We start from the raw sequence: 26833 nt of genomic DNA, 5'->3' as shown, positions 1-26833 counted from the left end.
AACGGAACCAACGGAACCAAGGGGCAGGTAAATCCGTACGCCAGCCAGCAGGTTGATACCCACCATGCGCCAATGATCATAACTATCCGCACTCGCGCATTGATCGGCGCACGGCCGCACAAGGGGGCGCATGGCCAATATGGTCGTGGCATGACGACCGAGCCTGTCTCCTTCCCCCGTCGGCACGCCCGTACCCAGCGGTTCACGCTCGGCGCGCCGCGCGCGTTCACCGTGGCGCCCGACGGTTCGCGTGTCGTGTTCCTGCGCTCCGGCGCGGGGACCGACCGGGCCAACTCGCTGTGGGTCCTCGACCTGCCGGAGGGCGGGGAGCGCGTGGCGGCCGACCCGCGCGCCCTGCTGGGCGGGGCGACGGAGCGCCTGTCACCCGAGGAGCGGGCGCGGCGCGAGCGCAGCCGCGAGGGCGGTGCCGGCATTGTCGGCTACGCCACCGACGCGGCCGTCGAGCTGGCGAGTTTCGCCTTGTCAGGGCGGCTTTTCGTGGCGGAACTCAGGGCCGGTACGGCACGTGGACTCCACGCTCCCGGGCCGGTGATCGATCCGCGCCCCTCCCCCGACGGCCGGCACATCGCGTACGTCACGCGGGGCGGTCTGCGCGTCACGGGCGCCGGGGGCGAGGGTGACCGGCCGCTGGCCGAGTCCGAGTCGGAGCAGGTCACGTACGGTCTGGCGGAGTTCATCGCGGCCGAGGAGATGGGCCGCAACCGGGGCTTCTGGTGGTCGCCCGAGTCGGACCGGCTGCTGGTGGCGCGCGTGGACGACACGCCGGTGCGGCGGTGGTGGATCTCCGATCTGGCCCACCCGGAGCGTGCTCCCCAGCACGTGCCGTATCCGGCGGCGGGCACGGACAACGCGGACGTACGGCTGTTCGTCATCGGCCTGGACGGGGTGCGTACGGAGGTCGTCTGGGACTGGGCGCGCTACCCGTATCTGGCGCATGTGCACTGGTCAGCGGCGGGTGCGCCGCTGCTGCTCGTCCAGGCGCGTGACCAGCGCAGTCAGCTGTTCCTGGCGGTCGATCCGGACACCGGCTCGACTCGGATGGTGCACGCGGACGAAGATCCGGTTTGGCTTGATCTTTTCCCCGGGGTGCCGTGCTGGAGCCCGTCGGGGCAGCTGGTACGGATCGCCGACGAAGGGGGTGCCCGCGTCCTCGCGGTGGGCGAACGCCCGCTGACCCGGGCGCAGTTGCACGTTCGCGCGGTGCTGGACGTCTCCGACGACGACGTGCTGGTCTCGGCGTCGGCCGGCGAGGACGCCGAGAGCCCCGAGACCGGCGAGGTGCATGTGTACCGGGTGAACGAGCTCGGGATGGAGCGCGTGTCGCAGGAGCCCGGCGTGCACTCGGCGGTGCGCGCGGGGGGCGTGACCGTACTGGTGTCCGCGACGCTCGACCGGCCGGGCGCCCGGGTGCAGGTACTGCGTGCAGGGCAGCGGGCGGCCACTGTCACCTCGTACGCCGAAGATCCCGGTATGTCCCCGCGCGTGACGCTCACCGAGGGGGGCGCACGCCGAATCCCGTGCGCCGTGCTTATGCCTACGGACTACACCGGGGACACTCCACTGCCGGTGCTGATGGACCCCTACGGCGGTCCGCACGGCCCGCGGGTGGTCGCCGCGCACAACGCGCACCTCACCTCGCAGTGGTTCGCCGACCAGGGGTTCGCGGTGGTCGTCGCGGACGGGCGAGGCACCCCCGGCCGCTCCCCCGCCTGGGAGAAGGCCGTCCACCACGACTTCACGGTGTCCCTGGAGGACCAGGTCGACGCGCTCCAGGACCTCGCGAAGACATACCCCCTCGATCTGTCCCGGGTGGCCATCCGCGGCTGGTCGTACGGCGGCTGGCTGGCGGGGCTCGCGGTGCTGCGCCGCCCGGACGTCTTCCACGCGGGGATCGCGGGTGCGCCGGTGACGGACTGGCGGCTGTACGACACGCACTACACCGAGCGGTACCTGGGCGACCCGGCCGCCCATCCGGAGTCGTACGCGAAGAGCTCGCTGATCACGGACGAGGGCCTGTCATCGCCCGCCGGGCCGCACCGCCCCCTGATGGTGGTGCACGGCACGGCCGACGACAACGTCGTCTTCGCCCACGCCCTGCGTCTGTCCTCCGCCCTGCTCTCCGCGGGCCGCCCGCACGAGGTGCTGCCGCTGTCCGGGGTGACCCACATGACCCCGCAGGAGCAGGTCGCGGAGAACCTGCTGCTGCTCCAGGTGGACTTCCTGAAGCGGGCGCTCGGGCCGGCCTGAGCGGCTCGCCGTCCGCGGGACGGGCGGGACGCCAGTTGCCGCCGACCAGCCACCGCTTGTACGACGATGGCGGGCGAAGGCGTCGCGGAACAGTGGTCCCGCGACGCCTTCGCCGCTCGCGGTACCGGCGGTGACGCACGGGGGCGTGGAGACGGCCGGGGCAACGGCAACGGGCCGGGAGACATGGCGCTCCCGGCCCGTTTACGGCACCCGCACGGCCGTACGCTGTTCAGCCTGACGCGTCCGTATATCGGGATCGGGTCGGCCAAGTTGCCTGCGTGTTAACGCAGTTAGTGGGTATTTGCGCTGTTATTCCCGGCCTTCGGCGAGATCATCGGACGGCACCACCCGCTTCTCCTCCGCGAAGTGACACGCCGAGTCATGGGCCTCCGGACCGGCCGCGTACCGGAACTCCGCGGGCACCGCGAGCGCCGGCACCTCCAGCGCGCAGCGCTCCCGTGCCTTCCAGCAGCGGGTGCGGAAGCGGCAGCCGGAGGGGATGTTCGTCGGGGACGGCACGTCGCCCGCCAGGATGACGCGCTCCCGGTGCCGGCGGGCCTCCGGGTCCGGCACGGGGACGGCGGACAGCAGCGCCTGGGTGTAGGGGTGCGTGGGATGGTCGTAGATCTCGGTGTCCGTGCCGGTCTCCACGATGCGTCCGAGGTACATGACCCCGACCCGGTCCGAGATGTGCCGGACGATCGACAGGTCGTGGGCGATGAAGACGTAGGACAGGTCGAACGCGTCCTGGAGGCTCGCCATCAGGTTGATGACCTGCGCCTGTACCGACACGTCCAGCGCCGACACCGGTTCGTCGGCGACGATGATCTCGGGGCGCAGGGCCAGCCCCCGCGCGATGCCGATGCGCTGGCGCTGGCCGCCGGAGAACTGGTGCGGATAGCGGTTGATGTACTCCGGGTTGAGACCGACGACGTCCAGCAGGTCCTGGACCCTGCGGCGGCGGTCGCCCTTCGGGGCCACCTCGGGGTGGATGTCGTACGGTTCGCCGATGATGTCGCCGACCGTCATGCGCGGGTTGAGCGAGGTGTACGGGTCCTGGAACACCATCTGGATGTTGCGGCGGACCGCCTTCAGGGCGCGGCCGGACAGTCCGCTGATGTCCTCGCCCTTGTAGCGGATCTCCCCCGCCGTCGGCCTTTCCAGGCTGACCAGCATCCTGGCGACCGTCGACTTGCCGCAGCCGGACTCACCGACGATGCCGAGGGTCTCGCCCGGGTGCAGTGCGAAGTCGACGCCGTCGACCGCCTTCACCGCGCCGACCTGCTTCCTGAAGACGATGCCCCGGGTGAGCGGATAGTGCTTCACCAGGCCGTTGACCTGGAGGATCGGCTCAGCCATGCAGGCACTCCCGCCAGAAGTGGCAGGCGCTGCCCCGGTCCTCGTCGACCTCGTAGAGGGGCGGCACATCGGTCCGGCACACGTCCTGGTCCATCGGGCAGCGCGGGTGGAAGGGGCAGCCGGGCGGGATGTGCAGGAGGTTGGGCGGCAGGCCCTTGATGGCGTAGAGCTCCCGGCCCTTCTGGTCCAGGCGCGGGATGGAGTCCAGCAGACCCCGGGTGTACGGGTGGGCGGGCGCCTTGTAGATGTCATGGACGGGGGCCGACTCGACGATCCGGCCCGCGTACATCACGGCGATCCGGTCGGCCACGTCGGCGACCACGCCCAGGTCGTGGGTGATCAGGATCAGCCCCATGGCGTACTCGCGCTGCAACTCGGCGAGCAGGTCCATGACCTGGGCCTGGACCGTCACGTCCAGGGCCGTCGTCGGTTCGTCGGCGATGATCAGCGCCGGTTCGAGGGCGAGCGCCATCGCGATCATGACGCGCTGGCGCATACCGCCGGAGAACTGGTGCGGGTACTGCTTCACCCGTTCCCGCGCGGCGGGGATGCGGACGTGGTCCATCAGCTCGACGGCCTTCGCCCGGGCGTCCTTCCTGGACATCCCCCGGTGCACGACGAACATCTCGCCGAGCTGGTCGCCCACCGACAGCACGGGGTTCAGGGAGGACAGCGCGTCCTGGAAGATCATCGCCATCTCGGCGCCGCGGATCCTCCGCCGCTGCTCCTCCTTGAGCTTCAGCAGGTCCTTGCCCTGGAAGAGGATCTCGCCGCCGGTGATCCGGCCGGGCGGCATGTCGAGGATGCCCATCACCGCCTGGGCGGTCACCGACTTGCCGGAGCCGGACTCGCCGAGCACGGCGAGCGTCTCGCCCGCGTCCACGCCGTAGCTGACGCCGTTGACGGCCTTGGCGACCCCGTCCCGGGTCCGGAACTCCACACGCAGGTCACGCACTTCGAGCAGCATGACGGCGGCTCACCTCAGCTTGGGGTCGAGGGCGTCGCGCACCGCGTCGCCGAGCATGATGAACGCGAGCACGGTGATGGCGAGCGCCCCGGCCGGCCAGAGCAGCATGTGCGGGGCGTTGCGGATGTAGGCGGACGCCGAGGAGATGTCGATCCCCCAGCTGACCGTCGGCGGTTTCAGCCCGACGCCGAGGTACGACAGGGTCGCCTCCAGCGCGATGTACGTGCCCAGCGCGATGGTCGCCACGACGATCACCGGGGCGACCGCGTTGGGGGTGATGTGCCGCAGCAGCAGGCGGGAATGGGAGGCGCCCAGGGCCCGGGCGGCCTGCACGTAGTCGTGCTGCTTGGCGGTGATGACCGCGCCGCGCGCGATCCGGGAGATCTGCGGCCAGCCGAGCAGCACCATGAACCCGATCACCGGCCACACGGTGTCGCTGGTGACCACGGACAGCAGGACCAGGCCGCCGAGGACCACCGGGATCGCGAAGAAGACGTCGGTGACGCGGGACAGGACCGAGTCCCAGAACCCGCCGAAGAACCCGGCGAGCCCGCCGAGCACCGACCCGAGCAGCGACACCCCGAGGGTGGCGCAGACGCCGACCGTGACGGACGTACGGGCGCCGTGGACGGTGCGGGTGTAGACGTCGCAGCCCTGTCCGTCGAAGCCGAAGGGGTGGCCGGGCTGCGAGCCCTCCTGGGCCTTGGCGAGGTCGCACTCGAGCGGGTTGCCGGAGGCGATGAGCGACGGCCAGATCGAGATGACGACGAGGAAGCAGATCACCAGGCCGGAGAGGAGGAAGACCGGGTTGCGGCGCAGGTCGCGCCAGGCGTCGGACCACAGGCTTCTCGGCCTCTCCCGCGGTTCCGAGCCGTCCGGCCCGCCCGGGGCCCCCTCCAGGGTCGTCGCCTCGCTCGTGGCGAGGTCCATGGCGCCGCCCATGCCGGTCGCGGCGATCGCACCCTCGGGTTCCTGGGGTTCAGGCATAGCGGATCCTGGGGTCGAGGACGGCGTACAGCAGGTCGACGATCAGGTTGGCGACCAGGAACACCAGGACGAGGACCGTCACGAAGCCGACGACGGTCTGGGTGTTCTGCCGGAGGATGCCCTGGTAGAGCTGGTAGCCGACTCCGTGGATGTTGAAGATCCGCTCGGTGACGATCGCCCCGCCCATCAGGGCGCCGATGTCGGTGCCGATGAAGGTGACCACGGGGATGAGCGAGTTGCGCAGCAGGTGCCGGGTGATCACCCTTCGGCGGGGCAGTCCCTTGGCCACCGCCGTACGGACGTAGTCGGAGCGCCGGTTCTCCGCGATGGAGGTCCGGGTCAGCCGGGTCACGTACGCCAGCGACACCGAGGCGAGCACCAGGCCGGGCACGATCAGCTCGCCGAAGGCGGCGTCCGTCGACACCGACGGCTTGATCCAGCCCCACTCGACGCCGAGGAGGAGCTGGAGCACCAGACCGGTGACGAAGGTGGGGACGGAGATCACGACGAGGGTGAGCATCAGGACCGAAGTGTCGACGGGCCGCCCGCGGCGCAGGCCCGTGATCACGCCCAGGGTGATGCCGATGACGATCTCGAAGAGGATCGCCACGACGGTCAGCCGGATGGTGACCGGGAACGCCGTCGCCATCAGCTCGGTGACCTCCTGGCCGTTGAAGGCGGTGCCGAAGTCACCGGTGAAGACGTTGCCCATGTAGGTCAGGTACTGCTGCCACACGGGCTGGTCGAGGCCGAACTCCTTCTTGAGCCGGGCGGCGGTGGCCGGGTCGCACTGCCGCTCGCCGCACAGTCCCGCGACGGGATCGCCCATCACGTTGACCATGAGGAAGATCAGCAGGGTGGACCCGACGAAGACCGGGATCATCTGGAGCAGGCGCCGGACGACGTACCGTCCCATGAACGCTCAGCCGACCTTGATCTCGTTGTAGACGGGGACGCTGAACGGGTTGAGCCGGACGTCGGAGAGCCGGTCCGAGTAGCCGGCGCTGCCGTTCTGGTACCAGAGCGGGATGGCGCCCATGTCGTCCCGCAGGACCTCTTCGGCCTGCTGGAACTTCTCCACCGCCGCCCCGGTGTCGGTCTCGGCGTTGGCCTCGTCGACGAGCCGGTCGAAGTCCTTGTTGCTCCACTTGCCGTCGTTGGAGGAGGCGTTGGTGTAGTAGAGCGGCTGGAGGAAGTTCTGGATCAGCGGGTAGTCCATCTGCCAGCCGGCCCGGAACGGGCCGGGCATCTTCTCGTCGCCGATCCGGTCGCGGAAGTCGGCGAAGGTGCCGATCGGGTTGCCGACGCAGGCCTTGTCGTCGTCGAGGGCGTTGTTGACGGAGTTGCAGACCGCGTCGACCCACTCGCGGTGCGACCCGGTGTCCGCGTTGTACGTGATCCTGACCTGGCCGCCGGGGAGGCCGCCGCCCTCCTCGATCAGCTTCCTGGCCTCGTCGGGCCGGTGCTCGCAGGCCGCGCCGCACAGGCCTTCCCTGTAGCCCCCGTCCTCGCCGAGGACCGGGGACGTCCAGTCCGTGGCGGGGGTGCGGGTCTTCTGGAAGATCGTGTCGGTGATCTGCTCCCGGTCGATGGCCATGGACAGGCCCTTGCGGACCTTCTCCATCCCGGGTTTGTTCCACTGGGCGTCGTAGTGCGGGAAGGAGAGGGTCTGGATGATGCCCGCGGGCGTGTTGATGTACCGGTCGCCGAGGTCGTTCGCGGCGTTCTTGAGCTGGGCGGCGGGGACGTCGTCGACCAGGTCGAGGTTGCCCGCCATCAGGTCGGTGTAGGCGGTGTTGTTGTCGGTGTACACCTTCAGGTCGACACCCCCGTTGCGCGCCTTGTCCGGGCCGGGGTAGGCGTCCCAGGTGCGCAGGGACATCTGGGAGCCCTTGGCGTACGACTCGACGGTGTACGGGCCGTTGCCGACCGGCTTCTTCACCCAGGCGTCGTGGTCGTCGAAGAACGCGCGCGGGAGCGGGGCGTAGGCGGGGTAGCCGAGGGTGTCGGGGAAGGTCGAGAACTTCTGGCTGAGCTCGACGGTGAAGGTCCGGTCGTCGACGACCTTCAGCCCGGAGAGGGTGTCCGCGCTCTGTTCGGCGCCGTCCTCGGGGTGGGTCTTGTCGTAGCCCTCGATGTAGCCGAAGAAGTACGCGTTCTTCTGGTTGTTCCTCAGGCTCGCGCCGTAGTTCCAGGCGTCGACGAAGGACCGGGCGGTGACCTTCTCGCCGTTGCTGAAGGTCCAGCCGTCCTTGACGGTGATGGTGAAGTTGCGCGAGTCCGAGGTCTCGATCCTCTCGGCCAGCATGTCCTCGGCCTCACCGGTCTCCGGGTCGTACCTCTTCAGGTTCCGGAAGATCATGTCGAGGACCTTGCCGCCCTGCACCTCGTTGGTGTTGGCCGGCTCCAGCGGGTTCTGCGGGTCTCCCCAGGAGGCGCTGAGCACCGCGGCGCCGTCCGCGCCGCTGTCACCGCCGCCTCCTCCGCAGGCCGTCGCCGCGAGCGCTGCCGTCACCGCGCAGGCGGCCCATGTGGCGTGTGTGGCTCCACGCATGGAGTGCCTCCTTCGAGTGCCCGCGCAGTGCGCTGTGCGGCCGGCGGCGGGATGCTGATCCGTTACCGGCCAATATCGGTGCGAACACCCCGTACCGCACGCGAGCACGGGCCGTACGGGTCACCGCCCGCACGGTCGTCCGACGCCGTCGCCCGAAGGAGGGAAGGAGGCGGCCGGCGAACGTCGCCAGGCCCTCACCAGGAGGGCGTCACCGGTGTGGACCAATGGCTGTCTCGATTCCGCCAATGGATTGTTTTCGCAGGCCACGCGGCCTTCACGCGCCGTTGACGGGTGCCGATCGGCGCTGGTAGACACACTCATCAATCCGTCGGCGTCACCCGGTCCGGTCCCGATCCAGCAGTCCGACAAGCCGTCCCTGTGCGAGCGATGACGCGAGGTCACGACCATGAGCACACCAGTCCACGGCAGGGGGCTCCCGGGCCCGAGGAGAGCACCCGTCACCCAGCTCGTCGCCGGCGCAGGCGCCGCCGCCCTCGTGTTCTCGGCCGGACTCGCGACCCCGCTCGCCCCGGCGCCCCGGCAGGCCTACGCGGCCGAGGGCGACCGTGTCCTGACCGTCGCGGTCGCGCAGAGCGTGGACTCGCTGAGCCCGTTCCTGGCGTCCCGGCTGGTCAGCACGAGCATCCACCGGCTGATGTACGAGTACCTCACCAACTACGACCCGGGGGACGCCCACGCCGTCCCCGGCCTGGCCACCAAGTGGCAGTCGTCCCCCGACAAGCTGACCTGGACGTACACCATCCGCTCCGACTCCACCTGGTCGGACGGGCGGCGGGCCACCGCCGAGGACGCGGCCTGGACCTTCAACACGATGATGACCGACGAGGGCGCCGCCACCGCCAACGGCAGCTTCGTCTCCAACTTCGAGAAGGTCACCGCCCCCAGCCCCACCGAGCTGGTCATCGAGCTGAAGAAGCCGCAGGCCACCATGACCGCCCTCGACGTGCCGATCGTGCCGAAGCACGTCTGGGAGAAGGTGGACGACTTCTCGAAGTTCAACAACGACAAGACCTTCCCCGTCGTCGGGAACGGGCCGTTCGTCCTCACCGACCACAAACCCGACAGCCACGTACGCCTCAAGGCGAACAAGGACTTCTGGCGCGGCGCCCCGAAGTTCGACGAGCTGGTCTTCCGCTACTACAAGGACCAGGACGCCGCCGTGGCCGCCCTGCGCAAGGGCGAGGTCTCCTTCGTCGCGGGCTCCCCGTCCCTGACGCCCGCTCAGGCGGCGTCCCTCCAGGACGAGAAGGACATCCACGTCAACGACGCCCCCGGACGCCGCTTCTACGCCCTCGCCGTCAACCCGGGCGCCCGGGCGAGGAACGGCCAGAGGTTCGGCGACGGCCACCCCTCCCTGCTGGACGCGCGGGTGCGGCACGCCCTGTTCCTGGCGGTCGACCGCGAAACCATCATCGACAAGGTGTTCCAGGGCCACGCCGTCGAGGGCCAGGGCTACATCCCGCCCCGCTTCTCGCCGTACTTCTGGAAGCCCTCGGCCGCCCAGCGGCTCGACCACGACCCCGAGCGCGCGGCCCGGCTCCTCGACGAGGCCGGCTACCGGAAGAACAGCGCGGGCAAGCGCCTCGGCAAGGACGGCAAGCCGATCACCTACCGCCTCCTGTGCCACGCCACCGACCCGAACGACAAGGCGGTCGGCCGGTACCTGGAGGAGTGGTGGGCCGAGCTGGGCATCGGCGTCACCCTCGACTGCCTGGACAACGTGAGCGATCCGTGGCTCGCGGGCACCTACGACCTCGCCTTCGACGGCTGGTCCGTCAACCCCGACCCGGACTTCGTCCTGTCGATCCACACCTGCGCGGCCCTGCCCGCCACCCCCAAGGACACCGGCGCCACCGACAACTTCATCTGCGACAAGCGGTACGACGACCTGTACGCGCGCCAGCTCGCCACGTACGACCCCGCCGAACGGGCGACCCTCGTCAAGCGGATGCAGTCGCGGCTGTACGACCTGGGATACATGAACGTCATGGCGTACCCGAACGCCGTCGAGGCCTACCGGACCGACCAGATCAAGTCGATCCGGACGATGCCGAGCGCGGCGGGCAACATCTACGGCCAGGACGGCTACTGGAGCTGGTGGTCGGCGGTCCCGGCGGACTCGGACGGGTCCTCCGGCGACTCCGGTTCGACCGGTGTCCTCATCGGCGGTGTCGTGGCGGCGGCCGTCCTGGTGGGCGCCGGGGTGCTCTTCGCGGTGCGCCGCCGGTCCACCGCCGACGACCGTGAGTAGCACCGACGGGACCACCGCTCCGGCCCTCGCCGGACCGGCGGTCCGCGTCCGCACCCCTCGGGCGCGCACCACCGGCGCGTACGTCCGGTACGGCGCCGGGAAGGTGGGCGGCGCCGCCGTGTCGCTGCTCGCCGTGCTCGTCACCGGTTTCTTCCTGTTCCGGCTGATCCCGGGTGACCCGGTCAAGACGATGACCGGCGGCCGCCCGGTGTCCGCCGAGCAACTGGCCGCCTATCGCAGGGAGTTCGGGCTCGACCTGCCGCTGTGGCAGCAGTTCGCCGACTACTGCGGCAAGGCGCTCACCGGCGACCTGGGCACGTCGTACCAGTTCCGCGCCCCGGTCGTCGACAAGATCGGCGAGGCGCTGCCGAACACCCTGCTGCTGACCGGCACGGCGTTCGTCCTCTACACCGCGCTCGGCATCTTCCTCGGCACCCGCGCCGCCTGGCGCAACGGCCGGCTCGGGGACCGGCTGAACACCGGCCTGGCGCTGACCCTCTACTCCGTCCCGTCGTTCTGGCTGGGTCTGCTGCTCATCATCGTGTTCTCCGTGGGCATCGGCCCGATCCCCGGACTGTTCCCCACCGGCGGCATGGAGTCGGGCAGCGAGGAGGGACTCGGGTACGTCCTCGATGTCGCCCACCATCTGATCCTGCCGGTGATCACGCTGGTCGCGGTCGAGTACGGGCAGACGCTGCTGGTCACCCGCTCGGCGCTGCTCGACGAGATGGGCAGCGACTATCTGACCACCGCGCGGGCCAAGGGCCTCAGGGACGACCTGGTCCGGCGCCGGCACGCGGTACCGAACGCGCTGCTGCCGACCGTGACGCTGGTCTTCGTCAACCTCGGCCGGACCGTCGCGGGCGTGATCCTCGTCGAGACCGTCTTCTCCTGGCCCGGCCTGGGCGGCCTGTTCTACCAGGCCCTGAGCGTGCCCGACCTGCCCCTGGTCCAGGGCCTGTTCCTCTTCTTCGCCGCGGCGGTGATCCTCATGAACACACTGGCCGACCTGGTCTATCCGCTGCTCGACCCGCGGGTGGGCCGATGACGACCGGGACCCCGTCACCGGCGGCCCCGGCCGGTCCGCGCCGGCTCGCCCGGCAGCGTCGGCGGCGCTCCCTCGTACGGTTCTGGACCCGGTACCGCACGCACCGCGCCGGGCTGGTGGGCCTGGCCGCGCTCGCCCTGCTCTCGCTGCTCGCGCTGACCGCGCCGCTCACCGTCGGCTCCGACGTGGCCGGGGTGACCGGCGCGCCGGGGCAGCCGATGGAGAGCCCGAGCGTCGGGTTCCCGCTGGGCACCGACCGGTTCGGCCGCGATCTGCTGGGCCTGCTGGTGTGGGGCTCGCGCGTCTCGCTCCTGGTCGGACTGCTGGCCGCGGTGCTGTCGGTGGCGATCGGCACGCTGGTGGGCGTCACGGCCGGGCACTTCAAGGGCGCGTACGCGACCGTGCTGATGCGGGTCACGGACTGGTTCCTGGTGATGCCGACACTGGTCCTCGCCATCGCGCTGGCCACCGTGATGTCCCGCTCGCTCGGCACGGTGATCCTGGCGATCGGCGTGACCACGTGGCCGACCACCGCCCGCCTGGTGCGGGCGCAGACACTGGCCGTGGAGTCACGGCCGTACATCGAGCGCGCCAAGGCGCTCGGCGGCGGGCACTGGCACGTCATGTCCCGGCACGTGCTGCCCAACGTGATGCCGCTGGTGCTGGCGCAGGCCACGCTGATGGTCTCCGGCGCGATCCTCGCCGAGGCGACGCTGGCCTTCCTCGGTCTCGGTGATCCGACGGTGGTGTCGTGGGGCGGGCTGCTCCAGGAGGCGCGGGAGGCGGGCGCGGTGAGCTCCGGGGACTGGTGGTATCTGGTACCGCCCGGGATCGCGATCGCCGCGGTCGCGCTGGCGTTCACGTTGTGCGGGCGCGCGGTGGAGTCCGTGCTCGACCCGCGGCTGGGGGTGGAGCGTTGACGCTGCTGGAGGTACGGGACCTGGAGGTGACGTATCCGGGCGGGGTCGCGGCGGTGCGGGGCGTGGACCTGCGGCTCGCGGCCGGGCGGAAGCTCGGCGTCGCGGGCGAGTCGGGCTGCGGCAAGTCCACGCTGGCCCTCGCACTGCTGCGGCTGCTGCCGGCCGGGACCCGCGTCGGCGGGCAGGTCCTGCTGGACGGCGAGGACGTGCTGGCGATGCGGTGGGGACAGGTGCGGGCGGTCCGCTGGGCGGGCGCCTCGATCGTGTTCCAGGGGGCGATGCACTCGCTGAACCCGGTGCACCGCGTCGGCGACCAGATCGCCGAGCCGATCCTGCTGCACCGCGGGGCGGCACCGGCGGCGGCGAAGAGACAGGCCGGGGAGTTGCTGGAGCAGGTGGGACTGCCGGCGGCGCGGGCGTCGGCGTATCCGCACGAGCTGTCCGGCGGGCAGCGCCAGCGTGTCATGATCGCCATGGCGCTCGCCTGCGCGCCCCGGCTGGTCATCGCCGACGAGCCGACCACCGCCCTGGACGTGATGATCCAGGCGCAGATCCTGCGGCTGATCGAGGACCTCGTCACCGAACAGGACCTGGGCCTGATCATGATCAGCCACGACCTCGCGGTCCTCGCCGACACCTGCGACCGGCTCGCGGTGATGTACGCGGGCCGGGTGGTCGAGGAGGGCCCCGCCCGGACGGTGTACGAGAACGCCGTGCACCCTTACGCCAGGGCCCTGTCGGCCGCGTTCCCGCGGATCGGCGACCCGGCCTCCCGGTTCGCCCCGCGCGGCCTGGCCGGCGACCCGCCCGACCCGGCCGCGCCGCCCGCCGGCTGCGCCTTCCACCCGCGCTGCCCCCGCGCCCTGGACTCCTGCGCCGTGGACGACCAGGAGTTGCGGGAGGCGGGACCGGACCGGCGGGCGGCCTGCGTGCACGTGGGAGCGGCGGTGCCCGGTCCGGCCACGGCGACGGAGGACGCGCGGACATGACCCTGTTGAGCGCCCAAGGGCTCCACGTCGGCTACCCCGGCCGGCACGGCGGGCCGCCCGCCCGCGCGGTGGACGGGGTCGAACTCGACGTCCGGGCCGGGGAGATCGTCGCCCTGGTCGGCGAGTCCGGCTGCGGCAAGACGACGCTGGCCCGCGCCCTGCTGGGCCTGGTGCGGCCGACGGCGGGACGGGTCAGCTTCGGCGGGCAGCCGCTGGAGTACTCCTCGCGGGCCCTGAAGGCGCACCGCCGACGCGTCCAGCTGGTCCTCCAGGACCCGACCGGCTCCCTGAACCCGCGGCACACGGTGTACGACGCGGTGGCGGAGGGCCTGCGGATCCACGGCCACGGCGGCGACGAACGGGCGACGGTGGCCGAGGCCCTGTCCCGGGCGGGCCTGCGTCCCCCCGAGCGCTTCTTCCTGCGCTATCCGCACGAGCTGTCCGGCGGCCAGCGTCAACGGGTCGTGATCGCGGGCGCGTTGGTCCTGGAGCCGGAACTCCTGGTGGCCGACGAGCCGGTGGCCTCCCTGGACGCCTCCGTGCGCGGCGAGATCCTCGCCCTGCTGCTGCGGCTGCGCACCGACCTGGGTCTGTCCGCGCTGGTGGTGACACACGACCTGGGGCTGGCGTGGAACATCGCGGACCGGGTCGCGGTGATGTACCTGGGCCGGATCGTGGAGACCGGCGCCGTCGAGGAGGTCCTGACGGCGCCCCGACACCCCTACACCCAGGCCCTGTTGTCGGTCCTCCCGGAGGCACCGGGCGCCCCCGTGGTCCTCACCGGCGAGCCCCCGGACCCCTCCCGCATCCCCTCCGGCTGCCGCTTCCACGCCCGCTGTCAGATCCTGGCGAGCGGGGAGGCGGAACGGACGGGCGTCGCGGGGGCCTGCCGGAACGAGGACCCCGGGGTGCTGGACGGAGACGGACAGGCACAGGTGGCATGCCACTGGGCACGGGCCCGCACCATGGCCTGACCCGACACCGGCCACCCGCACACCTCTGATCACGGGCCATGGGAAAGGCCGGTTCCCGGCGCCCTCGCGGGGCGCCGGGAACCGGCCGGGATCCGTGGACGCGTCAGGCCGCGTGCACGACGTCCTTCTCCTCGGCGAAGTGGCAGGCCGACTCGTGCGCCGCCTGGGTGTCCGCGCCCTGGAAGCGCTCGGGGACCGCCAGCAGCGGCTCCTGCTCGGCGCACTTGTCCTGCGCCTTCCAGCAGCGGGTGCGGAAGCGGCAGCCCGACGGCGGGTTGGCCGGGGACGGCACGTCACCGGTCAGGATGATCCGCTCACGGCCCTCACGCGCGGACGGGTCCGGCACCGGGACCGCCGACAGCAGCGCCTGGGTGTAGGGGTGCGTCGGGTGGTCGTAGATCTGCTCGTCCGAGCCGATCTCGGCGATCTTGCCGAGGTACATGACGCCGACCCGGTCGGAGATGTGCCGGACGATCGACAGGTCGTGCGCGATGAAGATGTAGGAGAGGTTGAACTCGTCCTGGAGCCGCTCCATCAGGTTGATGACCTGCGCCTGCACCGACACGTCCAGCGCCGACACCGGCTCGTCGCAGATGATGACCTCCGGGTTGAGCGCCAGGCCGCGCGCGATACCGATGCGCTGGCGCTGGCCGCCGGAGAACTGGTGCGGGTACCGGTTGATGTACTCCGGGTTGAGACCGACGACGTCGAGGAGCTCCTGGACCTTGCGGCGCCGGTCACCCTTCGGGGCCACCTCGGGGTGGATGTCGAAGGGCTCGCCGATGATGTCACCGACCGTCATGCGCGGGTTGAGCGAGGTGTACGGGTCCTGGAACACCATCTGGATGTTCCGGCGGACCGCCTTCAGCGCCCGGCCGGACAGCTTGGTGATGTCCTGGCCCTTGTAGAAGATCTCGCCGGCGGTCGCCCGCTCCAGGTTCATCAGGAGCTTGGCCACGGTGGACTTGCCGCAGCCGGACTCGCCCACGATCCCCAGGGTCTCGCCCTGGTACAGGTCGAAGGAGACGCCGTCGACGGCCTTGACGGCGCCGATCTGCCGCTTGAACAGGATGCCCTGGGTGAGCGGGAAGTGCTTGACCAGGTTGCGCACCTGGAGGATCGGCTCCCCCCGGTCGACGGGCGCCTCGATCGCGGCGACCGCCTCCGTCTCGGAGTGGGCGTCCACGACCTCGACGTCGGAGACGTTCGGCGTGGCGTCCTGCGGCTCGTTGTTCTTGCTGAGCTCAGCCATGGATCGTCTCCTTCCAGAAGTGGCACGCCGAGGCGCGGCCGGGCAGCTCGGTGCCGTCCTGCTCGGTCACCGGGAAGAGGTCCGGGATGTCCGTACGGCAGATGTCCTGGGCCTTGGGGCAGCGCGGGTTGAAGGCGCAACCGGTGGGGATGTGCAGCAGGTTGGGCGGCAGGCCCTTGATCGCGTAGAGCTCCTGGCCCTTCTGGTCCAGGCGCGGGATCGAGTCCAGCAGACCCCGCGTGTACGGGTGCGCCGGGCGCTTGTACAGCTCGTGGACCGGGGCGCGCTCCACGATCCGGCCCGCGTACATCACCGCGATCTTGTCCGCGACGTCGGCGACCACGCCGAGGTCGTGGGTGATCAGGATGAGACCCATGTTGTACTCGCGCTGCAACTCCGCGAGCAGGTCCATGACCTGGGCCTGGACCGTCACGTCGAGGGCCGTGGTGGGCTCGTCGGCGATGATCAGGTCCGGCTCCAGGGCCAGCGCCATGGCGATCATGATGCGCTGGCGCATACCGCCGGAGAACTGGTGCGGGTAGTCGCCCACGCGGGCGGCGGCGGCCGGGATGTTCACCCGGTCCATCAGCTCGATCGCCTTGGCCTTGGCGTCCTTCTTGGACAGGCCCTGGTGGACCCGGAACATCTCGCCGAGCTGGTAGCCGACGCTGAGCACCGGGTTGAGCGAGCTGAGCGCGTCCTGGAAGATCATCGCGATGCGACGGCCGCGGATCTTGCGGCGGTCCTCGCCGGACATCGTCAGCATGTCCTGCCCGCGGAAGAGGATCTCTCCCTGGGGGATCTTCGCCGGCGGCATGTCGAGGATGCCCATGATCGCCTGCGCGGTGACGGACTTGCCGGAGCCGGACTCGCCGAGCACGGCGAGCGTCTCGCCGGCCTTGACGCTGTAGTTGACGCCGTTGACGGCCTTGACGACACCCTCGCGGGTGTGGAACTCGACGTGCAGGTCACGCACTTCGAGCAGCGGCTCGTCGTCGCCCTCGCGCGGCGAGGGCACGGCTACTTCTTCGATGACGGTCACGTACGCCTCCCTCAGCGCATTTTCGGATCGAGGGCGTTGCGTACGGCCTCACCGAGCATGATGAACGCCAGCACCGTGATGCTGAGCATGATCGACGGATAGAGCATGATCCACTGGGCGACGCGGATCTGGTTGCCGCCGTCGGAGATGTCGTTGCCCCACGACACGCCGTTGAGGCCGAGGCCCAGGAAGGACAGCGTCGCCTCGGCCGCGATGTAGACACCGAGCGAGATGGTGGCGACGACGATCACCGGCGCGAGGGTGTTCGGCAGGATGTGCCGGAACATGATCCGCGGGGTGCTCGCGCCCAGCGCCTTGGCGGCCTGCACGTAGTCGGACTGCTTGGTGGTGATGACCGCGCCGCGCATCACGCGGGAGATCTGTGTCCAGCCGAAGAAGCCCAGCGCGCCGATGACGATCCACGTCGTGCGGTCCGGGAAGGAGTTGAGCACGACCATGGTGCCGAGCAGGAACGGGATGCCGAAGAAGACGTCCGTCAGCCGCGACAGGACCGCGTCGATGGCACCGCCGAAGTACCCGGCGATCATGCCGACCAGGCCGCCCACGACCGTCACGAGGACCGTGGTGCCGAAGCCGACGGCGATGGAGGCCCGGGTGCCGTAGATGAGCCGGGCGTACACACTGCGGCCCTGCTGGTCGTAGCCGAGCCAGTCGGCCGAGCCCACGTCCCCCAGTCTGGGCTTCTGGAGGTAGTGCTTGGACAGGTCGCCGAGGATCGGTTCCCCGCTGGTGAACCAGCCGGGGAAGAAGGTGATCAGCAGCAGGAAGAAGATCAGCACGCTGGAGACGATGAAGATCCAGCTGCGCCGCAGGTCGGCCCAGGCGTCGCCCCACAGACTGCGGGTCTTCTCGGCCTTGGGTTCGGCGGGCGGCACCGCGGGGGTCCCGCCGACCGGATCCACCGAGCCGGTCTTGACGTCGGTCTTGGTCACGTCAGGCATAGCGAATCCTCGGGTCAAGGACCGCGTAGAGCAGGTCGACCAACAGGTTGGCGAGGAGATAGATGAGGACCAGGATCGTCACCAGGCCGACCAGCGTGGTCCCTTCACGGCGCACCAGGGACTCGTAGATCGTGCCGCCCACGCCCTGGATGTTGAACAGGCCCTCGGTGACGACGGCCCCTCCCATCAGCGCACCGATGTCGGTGCCCAGGTAGGTGATCACGGGGATCATCGAGTTGCGCATGAGGTGGACTCCCACCACGCGTTTCCTCGGCAGGCCCTTGGCGATGGCCGTACGGATGTAGTCCGCGCGCCGGTTCTCCGCGATCGAGGTGCGGGTGAGCCGGGTCACGTAGGCCAGGGACGCGGTCGCCAGGACGATCGCCGGCATCAGCAGCTGACCGTAGTTGGTGGAGTCGCTCACGTTCGGGTCCAGCCAGTGGAGCTGCTCGGCGAAGACCAGCTTGGCGATGAAGCCGAGGACGAAGACCGGGATCGAGATGAAGAGCAAGGTCATCACGAGGATCACGTTGTCGGTGAGCCGGCCGGCGCGCAGGCCCGCCACCACACCGAGGGCGATCCCGAGCACGACCTCGATGGCGAAGGCCAGGGAGGCGAGGCGCAGCGTCACCGGGAACGCGTCACCCAGTACCTCCGTGACCGGGCGGCCACTGGCGATCTGCGTGCCGAAGTCCCCGTGCAGGACCATGTCCTTCATGTAATTCCAGTACTGCACCAGGATCGGCTGGTCCAGACCGTACTCACGTCTCAGCGCGGCGATCACCTGCGGGCTGCCGCCCTTGTCGCCGAACAGGCCGCGCACGGGGTCACCGGGCAGGGCGTAGACCATGAGGAAGATCAGCAAAGTCGTCCCGATGAACACCGGGATCATCTGGAGCAGTCGTCGTGCGACGTAGCGCCCCATCGTGCCTCCATGTCAGTCACGGCGGCAGCCGACGGGCCCTTTCCCCGCGCACCACGTGTGGATGCGCGCGGAAAGGGCCCCCCGGCCGCTGCCGTTCCCCGGGCGCGGTCGCGCCGCGCCCGGGACAACGGTCCGTTGCGGTTACTTCTTGACCTCGACGCCGGTCAGGATCGGGTCGCCGTCCTGGGCGTACTTGACGCCGGTGACCTTCTCGGAGAAGCCCGCGTTGACCTTGTAGTACCAGAGCGGGATGCTCGGCATGTAGTCGGGGAGCTTCTTCTCGAGCTCCTGGTACAGCTTCTGCGACTCCTCCAGCGTCTTCGCGCTGTCGGCCTCGGCGATCAGGGTGTCGATCTCCTTGTTGGAGAAGCCACTCTGGTTGCCGGACGACTTGGTGCCGAACAGGTCGCGCAGGAAGTTGGCGTTGAAGGGGTAGTCGAGCACCCAGCCGGAGCGGTACAGGGACTTGACCTCCTTCGCCTCACGCGCCTGGAGGTCGGCCTGGAAGTCGGCCTTGGAGTCACCGGTGCACGCCACGCCGACGGCCTTGGTGATGGAGCCGCAGACGGCCTCCACCCACTCCTTGTGACCGCCGTCCGCGTTGAACTGGATGGAGATCTTGTTGCCCGGGACGCCGCCGCCCTCCTGGATGAGCTGCTTGGCCTTCGCCGGGTCGTACTTGAAGATGTCGGTGCCCAGGTCGGCCTGGTAGCCGGTGACACCCTTGGCGACCCAGCCGGTGGCGGGCTCACGGGTGTTCTGGAGCACGGTCTTCGTGATGGTGTCCCGGTCGATCGCCATCGACAGGCCCTGGAGGACCTTCGGGTCGATGCCCTTCCACTGCTTGGTGTAGAAGGCCGGGGCGATCGTCTGGATCGCGGAGTAGGCCTGGTCCACGGCGCGGTCCTTGAGGTCCGCCTTGTAGACGGGCAGGTCGCGGGGCGCGATCTGACGCAGGACGTCGACGTTGCCGGACTTGAGGTCCTCGTAGGCCGTCTCCAGGTTGGTGTAGTTCTTGAAGATCACACCACCGTTCTTGGCCTTGTTCGGACCCTGGTAGTCGTCGTTGCGGGCGACCTCGATCTGCTTCTTGTGGTCCCAGCTGACGAACTTGTAGGGGCCGTTGCCGACCGGCTTCTCGCCCGCGGCCTTCGGGTCCGCGTAGAAGGACTCGGGCAGCGGCGAGAAGACCTCGTAACCCAGCTTGTACGTGAAGTACGGCAGCGGGGTGCTGAGCGTGATGGTGAAGGTGGTGTCGTCGACGACCTTCAGGCCGGACATCTCGGTGGCCTTGGCCTTGCCCTTCTCGGGGGCGACGTCCGCGTAGCCGGCGATGTCCGAGAACCAGAAGCTGTTGGTCTGCTTGTTGGCCGGGTTGGCGGCCCAGTTCCACGCCTTGACGTAGGACTCGGCCGTGACCGGGGTCCCGTCGTGGAACTTCCAGCCCGCCTTCAGCTTGACCGTGAAGGTCTTGCTGTCCGTCGTGTCGACCGACTGAGCGTTCATCATGACGATCTTGCCGCTGGAGTCGTAGTCGACAAGCCCGGTGAACAGGGCCTTCGTCACGATGCTGCCGTTGGACTCCATGGTGTTCGCCGGCTGCAGCGGGTTCTCCGGCTCGCCGACCTCGATCGAGAACTTGCCGTTCGGGTCGATCGCGGCCTTGGTGTCGTCGCCGCTGTCACCGCTGCCACCACAGGCGGTCGCGCCCAGGGCCACAGCCGCGGCTATCGCGACCCACTTGGCGCTCTTGGCACCGCGCATGGGTTCCTCCTCATGAGTCCATTTGGTTCACCGCAAAGGGGAGCACATGACACACAGCCGTCACCGTCACCGGTACCGGAGAAAGTCAGATGCCCCCGCGCTCGTGAGTCGGCGCAGACTGCCGCGCTTGACCCGTCGATCCGAGCTCTACGCGCCTAACTATCTGCCATGCGCCACGACCGAGCCACACCCGTTTGGTTGCGGTTCGATCACACCTGTCGCCTACTTCTTCCAAAATCCGGACAAACAGTTTGCTGAAAGATCCCTGCGAAACGGACTTGTTACACAACTATCGGGCGCGACCGTCCGCATTGCGGACGTTCCGGAGCGAAAAACGCCTTGCGCTTCCCCTGGCCGCCGTGCTGCGTTCCTCCGGCGGGCCCGCGAAGCCGCGGGCGCGGGAGCGGAACTGTCTGAAGCGGTGTCGACGCACGGCAGGACTCCGGCGGACGGGCCACTCCCGGAGAGGGTAGTGCGGACGACCGGCCCCCGCGGGTCCACCGGCGTAAATAAAGGGTTTTCCCTACGGCCCCCCGGACGGCACCGGGCACCCCCGCCGAACGGCGGGGGTGCCCGGTGGTGCGGTGGTGCGTCGGCGAAGCCCGGCGTCGGCCGTGCCCCGTGCGTCGGCCGGGCTCGGCGCGTCAGCCGTGCTTGGCGCGGCTCGCGGCGCGGGCGCGCTCGCGGGCGTCCAGGTTCACCTTGCGGATGCGCACCGCCTCCGGGGTCACCTCGACGCACTCGTCGTCGCGGCAGAACTCCAGGGACTGCTCCAGCGACAGCTTGCGCGGCGGGACGATCGCCTCGAACGAGTCGGCCGAGGAGGACCGCATGTTCGTGAGCTTCTTCTCCTTGGTGATGTTCACGTCCATGTCGTCGGAGCGCGAGTTCTCACCGACGATCATGCCCTCGTACACCTCGGTGCCCGGGTCCACGAACAGCACGCCGCGCTCCTGGAGGTTCGTCATCGCGAAGGCGGTGACGGCACCGGCGCGGTCGGCGACCAGCGAGCCGTTGTTACGGGTCGTCAGCGTGCCGAACCACGGCTCGTGGCCCTCGTGGATGGAGTGGGCGATGCCGGTGCCGCGCGTGCCGGTCAGGAACTCCGTACGGAAGCCGATGAGTCCGCGCGACGGGACGACGAACTCCATGCGGACCCAGCCGGACCCGTGGTTCGACATGTTGTCCATCCGGCCCTTGCGGACGCCCATGAGCTGCGTGACCGCGCCCATGTGCTCCTCGGGGACGTCGATGGTCATGCGCTCGACCGGCTCGTACACCTTGCCGTCGACGATCTTGGTGACGACCTGCGGCTTGCCGATGGTCAGCTCGAAGCCCTCGCGGCGCATCTGCTCGACCAGGATGGCCAGCGCCAGCTCACCGCGGCCCTGCACCTCCCAGGCGTCGGGGCGCTCGGTGTCGAGGACGCGGAGGCTGACGTTGCCGACCAGCTCGCGGTCGAGGCGGTCCTTGACCTGACGGGCCGTGACCTTGCGGTCCTTGACCGCGGCCTTGTTCTCCGCGCCCTTGCCGGTGCCGCCCCGGCCGACCAGCGGCGAGGTGTTGGTGCCGATGGTCATGGAGATCGCCGGCTCGTCGACCGTGATCAGCGGGAGCGGGATCGGGTTCTCGGGGTCGGCGAGGGTCTCGCCGATCATGATGTCCGGGATACCGGCGACCGCGCAGATGTCACCCGGGCCGGCCTTCTCGGCGGGCTTGCGGGTGAGCGCCTCGGTCATCAGCAGCTCGGTGATGCGCACCGTGGCCATCGTGCCGTCGCGCTTGATCCACGTGACGGTCTGGCCCTTGCGCAGCTCGCCCTGCTCGACGCGGAGCAGCGCGATACGGCCGAGGAAGTTGTCCGCGTCCAGGTTGGTGACGTGCGCCTGGAGCGGGGCCTCCTCGTCGTACTCGGGGGCCGGCACGTGCGACAGGATCGTGGTGAAGAACGGCTCCAGGCTGTCGCTGTCGGCCGGGACGGTGCCGTCCTCCGGCTTGGTCAGCGAGGCCACGCCGTCCCGCGCGCACGCGTAGACGATCGGGAACTCGATCTGGTCCTCGTCGGCGTCGAGGTCGAGGAAGAGGTCGTAGGCCTCGTTGACGACCTCGTCGATGCGCGAGTCGGGGCGGTCCGTCTTGTTGATGCACAGGATGACGGGCAGGCGGGCCTGGAGCGCCTTGCGCAGCACGAAGCGGGTCTGCGGGAGCGGGCCCTCGGAGGCGTCGACGAGCAGCACGACCGCGTCGACCATCGACAGACCGCGCTCCACCTCGCCGCCGAAGTCGGCGTGCCCGGGGGTGTCGATGATGTTGATGGTGATGACATCGCTGCCATCCTTCGGGTGGTACTTCACCGCCGTGTTCTTGGCCAGGATCGTGATGCCCTTCTCACGCTCCAGGTCGTTCGAGTCCATCATGCGGTCGTCGAGCGATTCGGCGGCGTGCGCGGCGAAGGCACCCGCCTGCTTGAGCATGGCGTCGACGAGGGTCGTCTTCCCGTGGTCGACGTGGGCGACGATGGCGACGTTGCGGATGTCGTGGCGCGTGGCCATATTGCGGCGTACTCCCGGAGTGTGAGGACGGCCCTGCTGTGCGTACGTCTGTGTTACGCGGGCCCTGCCGGGCTGAACATGCCACGGCCTCACCCCATGGTACGGGGCCATGGGGGAAGCGGCTTCCGCGGGCCGCCGCGCACCGCCCCCGGGGGGCCGGACCAGGCCCTTCCCGCTGTCGGCCGCCGTCCTGGGTGATCTCCGGAGCGGACGGCCCCCGGGCTGGACGGTCCGCGGGCTGGATGATCTCCGGGCTGCGTGGTCTCCGGCCGGCGTGCGCGGATCAGTCGTCGGACGACCCCCCGGCCGCCGCACGCGTCCCCTTCTTCTTCAGGAAGCCCATGTCCTCGTAGACCGGTGTCCGGAAGCCGAAGGCGCCCGCGTTGGCCACGTCCTTGCGCACGGCCGTCAGCTGGGGACGCTGGTAGAGGGGGATGGAACCGGCGGCGGCCCAGATGCGGGAGTCCGCCTTGCGGATGAGGCTCCGGCTCTCGTTCTCGTCGAGCGTGCCGACCGCCTGGTCGAAGAGCTGGTCGACCTGGTCCGTGCCGACGCGGGTGTAGTTCTGCTCCACGTTCAGGGAGCCGTCGGCGGCCGGGACCGGTTTGGCGAAGATGGGGCGGGCGTCGGTCGCGGGGAAGGCGGACGCGGGCCAGGAGTAGAGCGCGAGGTCGTACTGGCCGGACGCGATGTGGTCCTTGAAGTAGCTCTCGTCCGCGACCTTGGAGATCTCGGTGCGGATGCCGACCTTCTCCAGCATCGCCGTGATGCGGTCGGCGACGGTCCGCAGCGGCTTCGAGCCGGGGCCCGAGGGAAGCACGAAGCGGAGCGTGAGCGGCTTGCCGTCCTTGGCCAGCGCCCCGGCCGCGGCACCGGCCGGCGCGGCGGTCCCCTTGGGGGCGTACGCCCCGGGCGCGCCGCCCTGCTTCAGCTTGTTCGCGTACTGCCTGCCGTCCCGGGCGAGGTGCGTGGAGCGGTCCTCCCCGTGCCTCCCGCGGTCCGCCGGGTCCGCCTCGCCGCGCGCCTTGCCGTCCTCGCCGACGATGTACGTGCCCTCGTCACCGCCCCCCGACTCCTCGCCGTCCTTCCCGGACCCGCCGTCCTTCTCGCCCTCGGTGCCGGCCGCCTTCTCGCCCTTCTTCTTCTCCTTCTTCACCGGGCCGCCCGGCACCCATCCGGCGTCCGCGAGCAGTGCCCGCGCCTCCGCGGTGTCCTGGCCGCCGAGCGCGCCGCTGTTGTCGGCGTACGCGGCCTGCCCGGACAGTGCGAGGTGGCTGCCGACGGGCACCGCGGGCAGACCGAGCGGGCCGAGGACGGCCTCGGCCAGCTCCTTGCGGTCCAGGGCGCGGGCCACCGCCCGGCGGACCCGCTCGTCGGCGAGCGGACCGCCGGCGCCGTTGAGGGCGAGCTGGGTGTAGGCCGGTTCCAGGGACTTGCGGACCTCGAAGCCCTGGAGGGCCGCCTGCTGCCGCTCGTACCGGGCGACGGCCCGGCGCTGCTTCTTGCGCGCGCTGAGCTCCTCGTAGGCCGCGTCCTCGTCGGAGCCGTTGACGACGGCCCAGGAGTGCAGGGCGTCCGCGGCGGCACGGCTGCCGCCCGGCCCCTGGAGCGGGGTGTTCCGGTTCTGGGCGCGCGTGATGCGCCCGGCCGCCTCCGGGTCGATCTCGGCGAGGTCGAGCTTCCCGGCCGCCAGCGCGGCGGCCCGCTTGTCCCGCTCGACGGCCCGCAGCACGATCCCGGACAACTTGGCGGGCTCGCCCCACCAGCGCGGGTTGCGGGTGAGGGTGACCTCGCCGTCCTGCCGGTCCACCTTCTTCAGCGAGAACGGACCGGCGGTGACCTTCAGCTTGCGCCGGGCCCCGTCGTTGAAGGAGTCCGGGCTGCCCATGACGTCCTTCGGGTAGAGCGGCGAGAACAGTGACCGCCAGTCGGCGTACGGCCGCCCGAAGGTGACCCTGACCTCCAGGTCGTTCGCCCCGCGCTCGATCCGCTCGATGCGCTCGTAGCCGGCGTTGCGGGCGGTCCAGTACGCGGTGTCCTTGCCGGACAGGGCACGCCACTGGGCGGCGAAGTCGGCGGCGCCGACCTCCCGGCCGTCGCTCCACACGGCCTGCTGGTTCAGCTTGTACAGCACGACCTGCCGGGGCTCGGTCTCGACGATCTTCGCGGACTCCAGGTAGTCGGGGTCGCGCTCCGGCCGCCCGTTCCGGTCCAGCCGGTACATCGCCGGCAGCACCGCCTGCGCGATCCGGGTGGTGGCGGCGTCCGCGTCCGCCTGGAACGTGTTCAGCGTCTCCGGTACGGCGTCCACGGCCCAGCGCAGCGTGCCGCCGTCGGCGACCCGGGCGCGGGCGGCCGGTGCGATGTCCTGGCCGGCGAGGGGTTTGCCCGCCGGGTCCGCGGAGCCGCATCCGGACAGCGCGGACACCGCGAGCACGCCCGCGGTGAGGAGCACGGCCGGCCGCGGGGCCCCTCCGGACGCTCCGCGGCAGGCCGGAGATGGACGAGAGGATCTGGGTCCGACGCCGTCGTGGGACATCTCTGCTTACCTCCGGGAGCCGCGGGCGTTATGATCACATTTGGCGGTATATGAAGCTGATCACATGTATGCGGCCACTGAAGAGGAAAGGGTTCGGCAACGGACGGCGACACGGCGACGACAGCCGGGAAGCCCACCCGGGCGGCGCAACGCACCAGGAGTGCACCCATCCGCCTCGGCCAATCGGTGCACATCCCTTCCCACCGACAGGTGTGACGCGCAACACTCGCAGGCGCATGAACGTTGCCGCCCAGGGCACGCCCGCCCACGGAAGTGAGGTCACGTCATGTCCGTGCACGACGAGCTGATGTCAGTACAGCGCTGCCTCGAGGAGCTGACCAGGTCGGTCAAACGCCTGGAGCAGCAGATCGGCGGTGGCGGCCTGGAGATACGCCGGGTCCGTACCGACGCCGACCACCTGCGCGAGAGCGTCGCGCTGCTGCGCGAGGCGGCCGCCACGGCCGTCTCGCCCAAGCGCCCCGATCTCGTCACCATCTCCGACACCCCGTACGACGACTCGCTGTGGATCGACACGGACGACGAGGGACTCGGCGCCCGCGACCGCCGCGCACCCTGAGCCGTCCGCAGTCCCGAACCGACCGGAGTCATGCGTTGGCCACTGGTACGGAACCCCCCGCCACAGAAGACCCCGAACCCCTGAGCGGCGGCGTACGCGCCCGAACGCGCGCGTCGATCGACGCCCCGCACCTGCGCACCGACCGCTGGTGGCTGGCCCCGGCCGCCACGGCGGCCGGTCTGCTCGCCTTCATCGTCTACTCGACGTGGCGGGCGTTCGCGAACGCCGACTACTACGCGGCGCCGTACGTCTCGCCGTTCTACTCCCCCTGTCTGGCGGACAACTGCGAGCCGATGCGGGGCGGCCCGAACGCGGACCTGTTCGGCGGCTGGTGGGGCATCTCCCCCGCGATCATCATCCTGATCTTCCCGCTCGGCTTCCGGCTGACCTGCTACTACTACCGCAAGGCCTACTACCGGGGCTTCTGGGCGTCCCCGCCGGCCTGCGCGGTGGCCGAGCCGCACAAGAAGTACACCGGCGAGACCCGCTTCCCGCTGGTGCTCCAGAACATCCACCGGTACTTCTTCTACGCCGCGATCCTCGTCGCCGGGATCCTGACCTACGACACCGTGCTCGCCTTCCGCGACGAGCACTACGCGTGGGGACACATGGGGCTGGGCACCCTGGTCTTCTTGGTCAACATCGCGCTGATCTGGGCGTACACCCTGTCCTGCCACTCCTGCCGGCACATCGTCGGCGGCAAGCTCAAGCACTTCTCCAAGCATCCCGTGCGCTACCGGATGTGGCAGTGGGTGGGCAGGCTCAACGCCCGGCACATGCAGCTGGCCTGGGCGTCGCTGGTCAGCGTGGCGCTCGCCGACTTCTACGTGTACCTGGTCGCGTCCGGTGCCTTCGACGATCCGCGCTTCTTCTAGACGAGTG

General features: G+C 70.1%; 20 protein-coding genes. 8 read left to right on the top strand and 12 right to left on the bottom strand.

From position 1 onward, the window contains the following. Positions 1 to 150 precede the first annotated feature (150 nt). Positions 151 to 2268: a S9 family peptidase gene (locus QQS16_RS26780; protein WP_286064514.1), complete on the top strand. Its 2118-nt coding sequence runs from the start codon at positions 151 to 153 to the stop codon at positions 2266 to 2268. 309 nt (positions 2269 to 2577) lie between these two features. On the opposite strand, the gene QQS16_RS26775 is transcribed toward QQS16_RS26780, so the two are convergent. The 5 genes from QQS16_RS26775 to QQS16_RS26755 are packed head-to-tail and all read right to left on the bottom strand — an operon-like array spanning position 2578 to position 8135. Further along, entirely contained in the window at positions 2578 to 3627 is a 1050-nt protein-coding gene (locus QQS16_RS26775) for an ABC transporter ATP-binding protein (protein WP_286064512.1), read from the bottom strand. After that, on the bottom strand, positions 3620 to 4594 hold the full coding sequence (locus QQS16_RS26770) for an ABC transporter ATP-binding protein (protein ID WP_286064511.1): 975 nt from the start codon (positions 4592 to 4594) through the stop codon (positions 3620 to 3622). Before QQS16_RS26770 ends, QQS16_RS26775 begins: the two co-directional genes overlap by 8 nt. A gap of 9 nt (positions 4595 to 4603) precedes the next feature. Continuing rightward, positions 4604 to 5581, bottom strand: a complete 978-nt coding sequence (locus tag QQS16_RS26765) for an ABC transporter permease (RefSeq protein ID WP_286064509.1) — start codon at positions 5579 to 5581, stop codon at positions 4604 to 4606. Next, positions 5574 to 6497 (bottom strand): ABC transporter permease, encoded by a 924-nt coding sequence (locus QQS16_RS26760; RefSeq protein ID WP_286064508.1) that lies wholly within the window; start codon positions 6495 to 6497, stop codon positions 5574 to 5576. The genes QQS16_RS26765 and QQS16_RS26760 overlap by 8 nt, the downstream gene beginning before the upstream one ends. A gap of 6 nt (positions 6498 to 6503) precedes the next feature. Beyond that, positions 6504 to 8135: a peptide ABC transporter substrate-binding protein gene (locus tag QQS16_RS26755; RefSeq protein WP_286064507.1), complete on the bottom strand. Its 1632-nt coding sequence runs from the start codon at positions 8133 to 8135 to the stop codon at positions 6504 to 6506. A gap of 406 nt (positions 8136 to 8541) precedes the next feature. Between QQS16_RS26755 and QQS16_RS26750 the strand changes: the two genes are divergently transcribed. The 5 genes from QQS16_RS26750 to QQS16_RS26730 are packed head-to-tail and all read left to right on the top strand — an operon-like array spanning position 8542 to position 14338. Continuing rightward, positions 8542 to 10407, top strand: coding sequence for an ABC transporter substrate-binding protein (locus QQS16_RS26750; RefSeq protein ID WP_286064505.1), 1866 nt, complete (start codon positions 8542 to 8544; stop codon positions 10405 to 10407). Further along, a complete protein-coding gene (locus tag QQS16_RS26745) occupies positions 10400 to 11455 on the top strand; it encodes an ABC transporter permease (protein WP_286064504.1) in 1056 nt (351 codons plus the stop codon). Before QQS16_RS26750 ends, QQS16_RS26745 begins: the two co-directional genes overlap by 8 nt. Continuing rightward, positions 11452 to 12375 carry an ABC transporter permease gene (locus QQS16_RS26740; RefSeq protein ID WP_286064502.1) on the top strand — a complete coding sequence of 308 codons (924 nt, stop codon included), beginning with the start codon at positions 11452 to 11454 and terminating at the stop codon, positions 12373 to 12375. The genes QQS16_RS26745 and QQS16_RS26740 overlap by 4 nt, the downstream gene beginning before the upstream one ends. Next, positions 12372 to 13364, top strand: a complete 993-nt coding sequence (locus QQS16_RS26735; protein ID WP_286064501.1) for an ABC transporter ATP-binding protein — start codon at positions 12372 to 12374, stop codon at positions 13362 to 13364. Before QQS16_RS26740 ends, QQS16_RS26735 begins: the two co-directional genes overlap by 4 nt. Then, positions 13361 to 14338 (top strand): ABC transporter ATP-binding protein, encoded by a 978-nt coding sequence (locus tag QQS16_RS26730; protein ID WP_286064499.1) that lies wholly within the window; start codon positions 13361 to 13363, stop codon positions 14336 to 14338. The genes QQS16_RS26735 and QQS16_RS26730 overlap by 4 nt, the downstream gene beginning before the upstream one ends. A 103-nt stretch (positions 14339 to 14441) precedes the next feature. Here the strand turns inward: QQS16_RS26730 and QQS16_RS26725 are convergent, their stop codons facing one another. The 7 genes from QQS16_RS26725 to QQS16_RS26695 all read right to left on the bottom strand — a co-directional run bounded on the left by QQS16_RS26725 (position 14442) and on the right by QQS16_RS26695 (position 25374). Beyond that, the gene (locus tag QQS16_RS26725) at positions 14442 to 15590 is read right to left on the bottom strand and encodes an ABC transporter ATP-binding protein (RefSeq protein ID WP_286064497.1); all 1149 of its coding nucleotides are present in this window, start codon (positions 15588 to 15590) and stop codon (positions 14442 to 14444) included. Further along, the gene (locus QQS16_RS26720; RefSeq protein WP_286064495.1) at positions 15583 to 16632 is read right to left on the bottom strand and encodes an ABC transporter ATP-binding protein; all 1050 of its coding nucleotides are present in this window, start codon (positions 16630 to 16632) and stop codon (positions 15583 to 15585) included. Before QQS16_RS26720 ends, QQS16_RS26725 begins: the two co-directional genes overlap by 8 nt. A gap of 11 nt (positions 16633 to 16643) precedes the next feature. Beyond that, positions 16644 to 17594, bottom strand: coding sequence for an ABC transporter permease (locus QQS16_RS26715; protein WP_286064493.1), 951 nt, complete (start codon positions 17592 to 17594; stop codon positions 16644 to 16646). Further along, a complete protein-coding gene (locus QQS16_RS26710; RefSeq protein ID WP_286064479.1) occupies positions 17587 to 18519 on the bottom strand; it encodes an ABC transporter permease in 933 nt (310 codons plus the stop codon). The genes QQS16_RS26715 and QQS16_RS26710 overlap by 8 nt, the downstream gene beginning before the upstream one ends. Before the next feature lie 141 nt (positions 18520 to 18660). Continuing rightward, the gene (locus QQS16_RS26705; protein WP_286064477.1) at positions 18661 to 20283 is read right to left on the bottom strand and encodes a peptide ABC transporter substrate-binding protein; all 1623 of its coding nucleotides are present in this window, start codon (positions 20281 to 20283) and stop codon (positions 18661 to 18663) included. Positions 20284 to 20927: 644 nt separating this feature from the next. Continuing rightward, positions 20928 to 22835: a translational GTPase TypA gene (gene typA, locus QQS16_RS26700; protein ID WP_286064475.1), complete on the bottom strand. Its 1908-nt coding sequence runs from the start codon at positions 22833 to 22835 to the stop codon at positions 20928 to 20930. Positions 22836 to 23118: 283 nt separating this feature from the next. Next, entirely contained in the window at positions 23119 to 25374 is a 2256-nt protein-coding gene (locus QQS16_RS26695; protein ID WP_286064474.1) for an ABC transporter family substrate-binding protein, read from the bottom strand. A 286-nt stretch (positions 25375 to 25660) separates the two neighbouring features. On the opposite strand from QQS16_RS26695, the gene QQS16_RS26690 reads away from it, so the two are divergent. Together QQS16_RS26690 and sdhC are read left to right on the top strand one after the other, a co-directional pair. Beyond that, positions 25661 to 25951 (top strand): Rv0250c family protein, encoded by a 291-nt coding sequence (locus QQS16_RS26690; RefSeq protein ID WP_286064473.1) that lies wholly within the window; start codon positions 25661 to 25663, stop codon positions 25949 to 25951. A gap of 35 nt (positions 25952 to 25986) precedes the next feature. After that, positions 25987 to 26826: a succinate dehydrogenase subunit SdhC gene (sdhC, locus tag QQS16_RS26685; protein ID WP_286064471.1), complete on the top strand. Its 840-nt coding sequence runs from the start codon at positions 25987 to 25989 to the stop codon at positions 26824 to 26826. Positions 26827 to 26833: the final 7 nt, after the last annotated feature.

This window comes from Streptomyces sp. ALI-76-A (assembly GCF_030287445.1).
Classification (GTDB): Bacteria; Actinomycetota; Actinomycetes; order Streptomycetales; family Streptomycetaceae; genus Streptomyces.
This window is presented reverse-complemented; position numbering and strand designations above follow the sequence as displayed.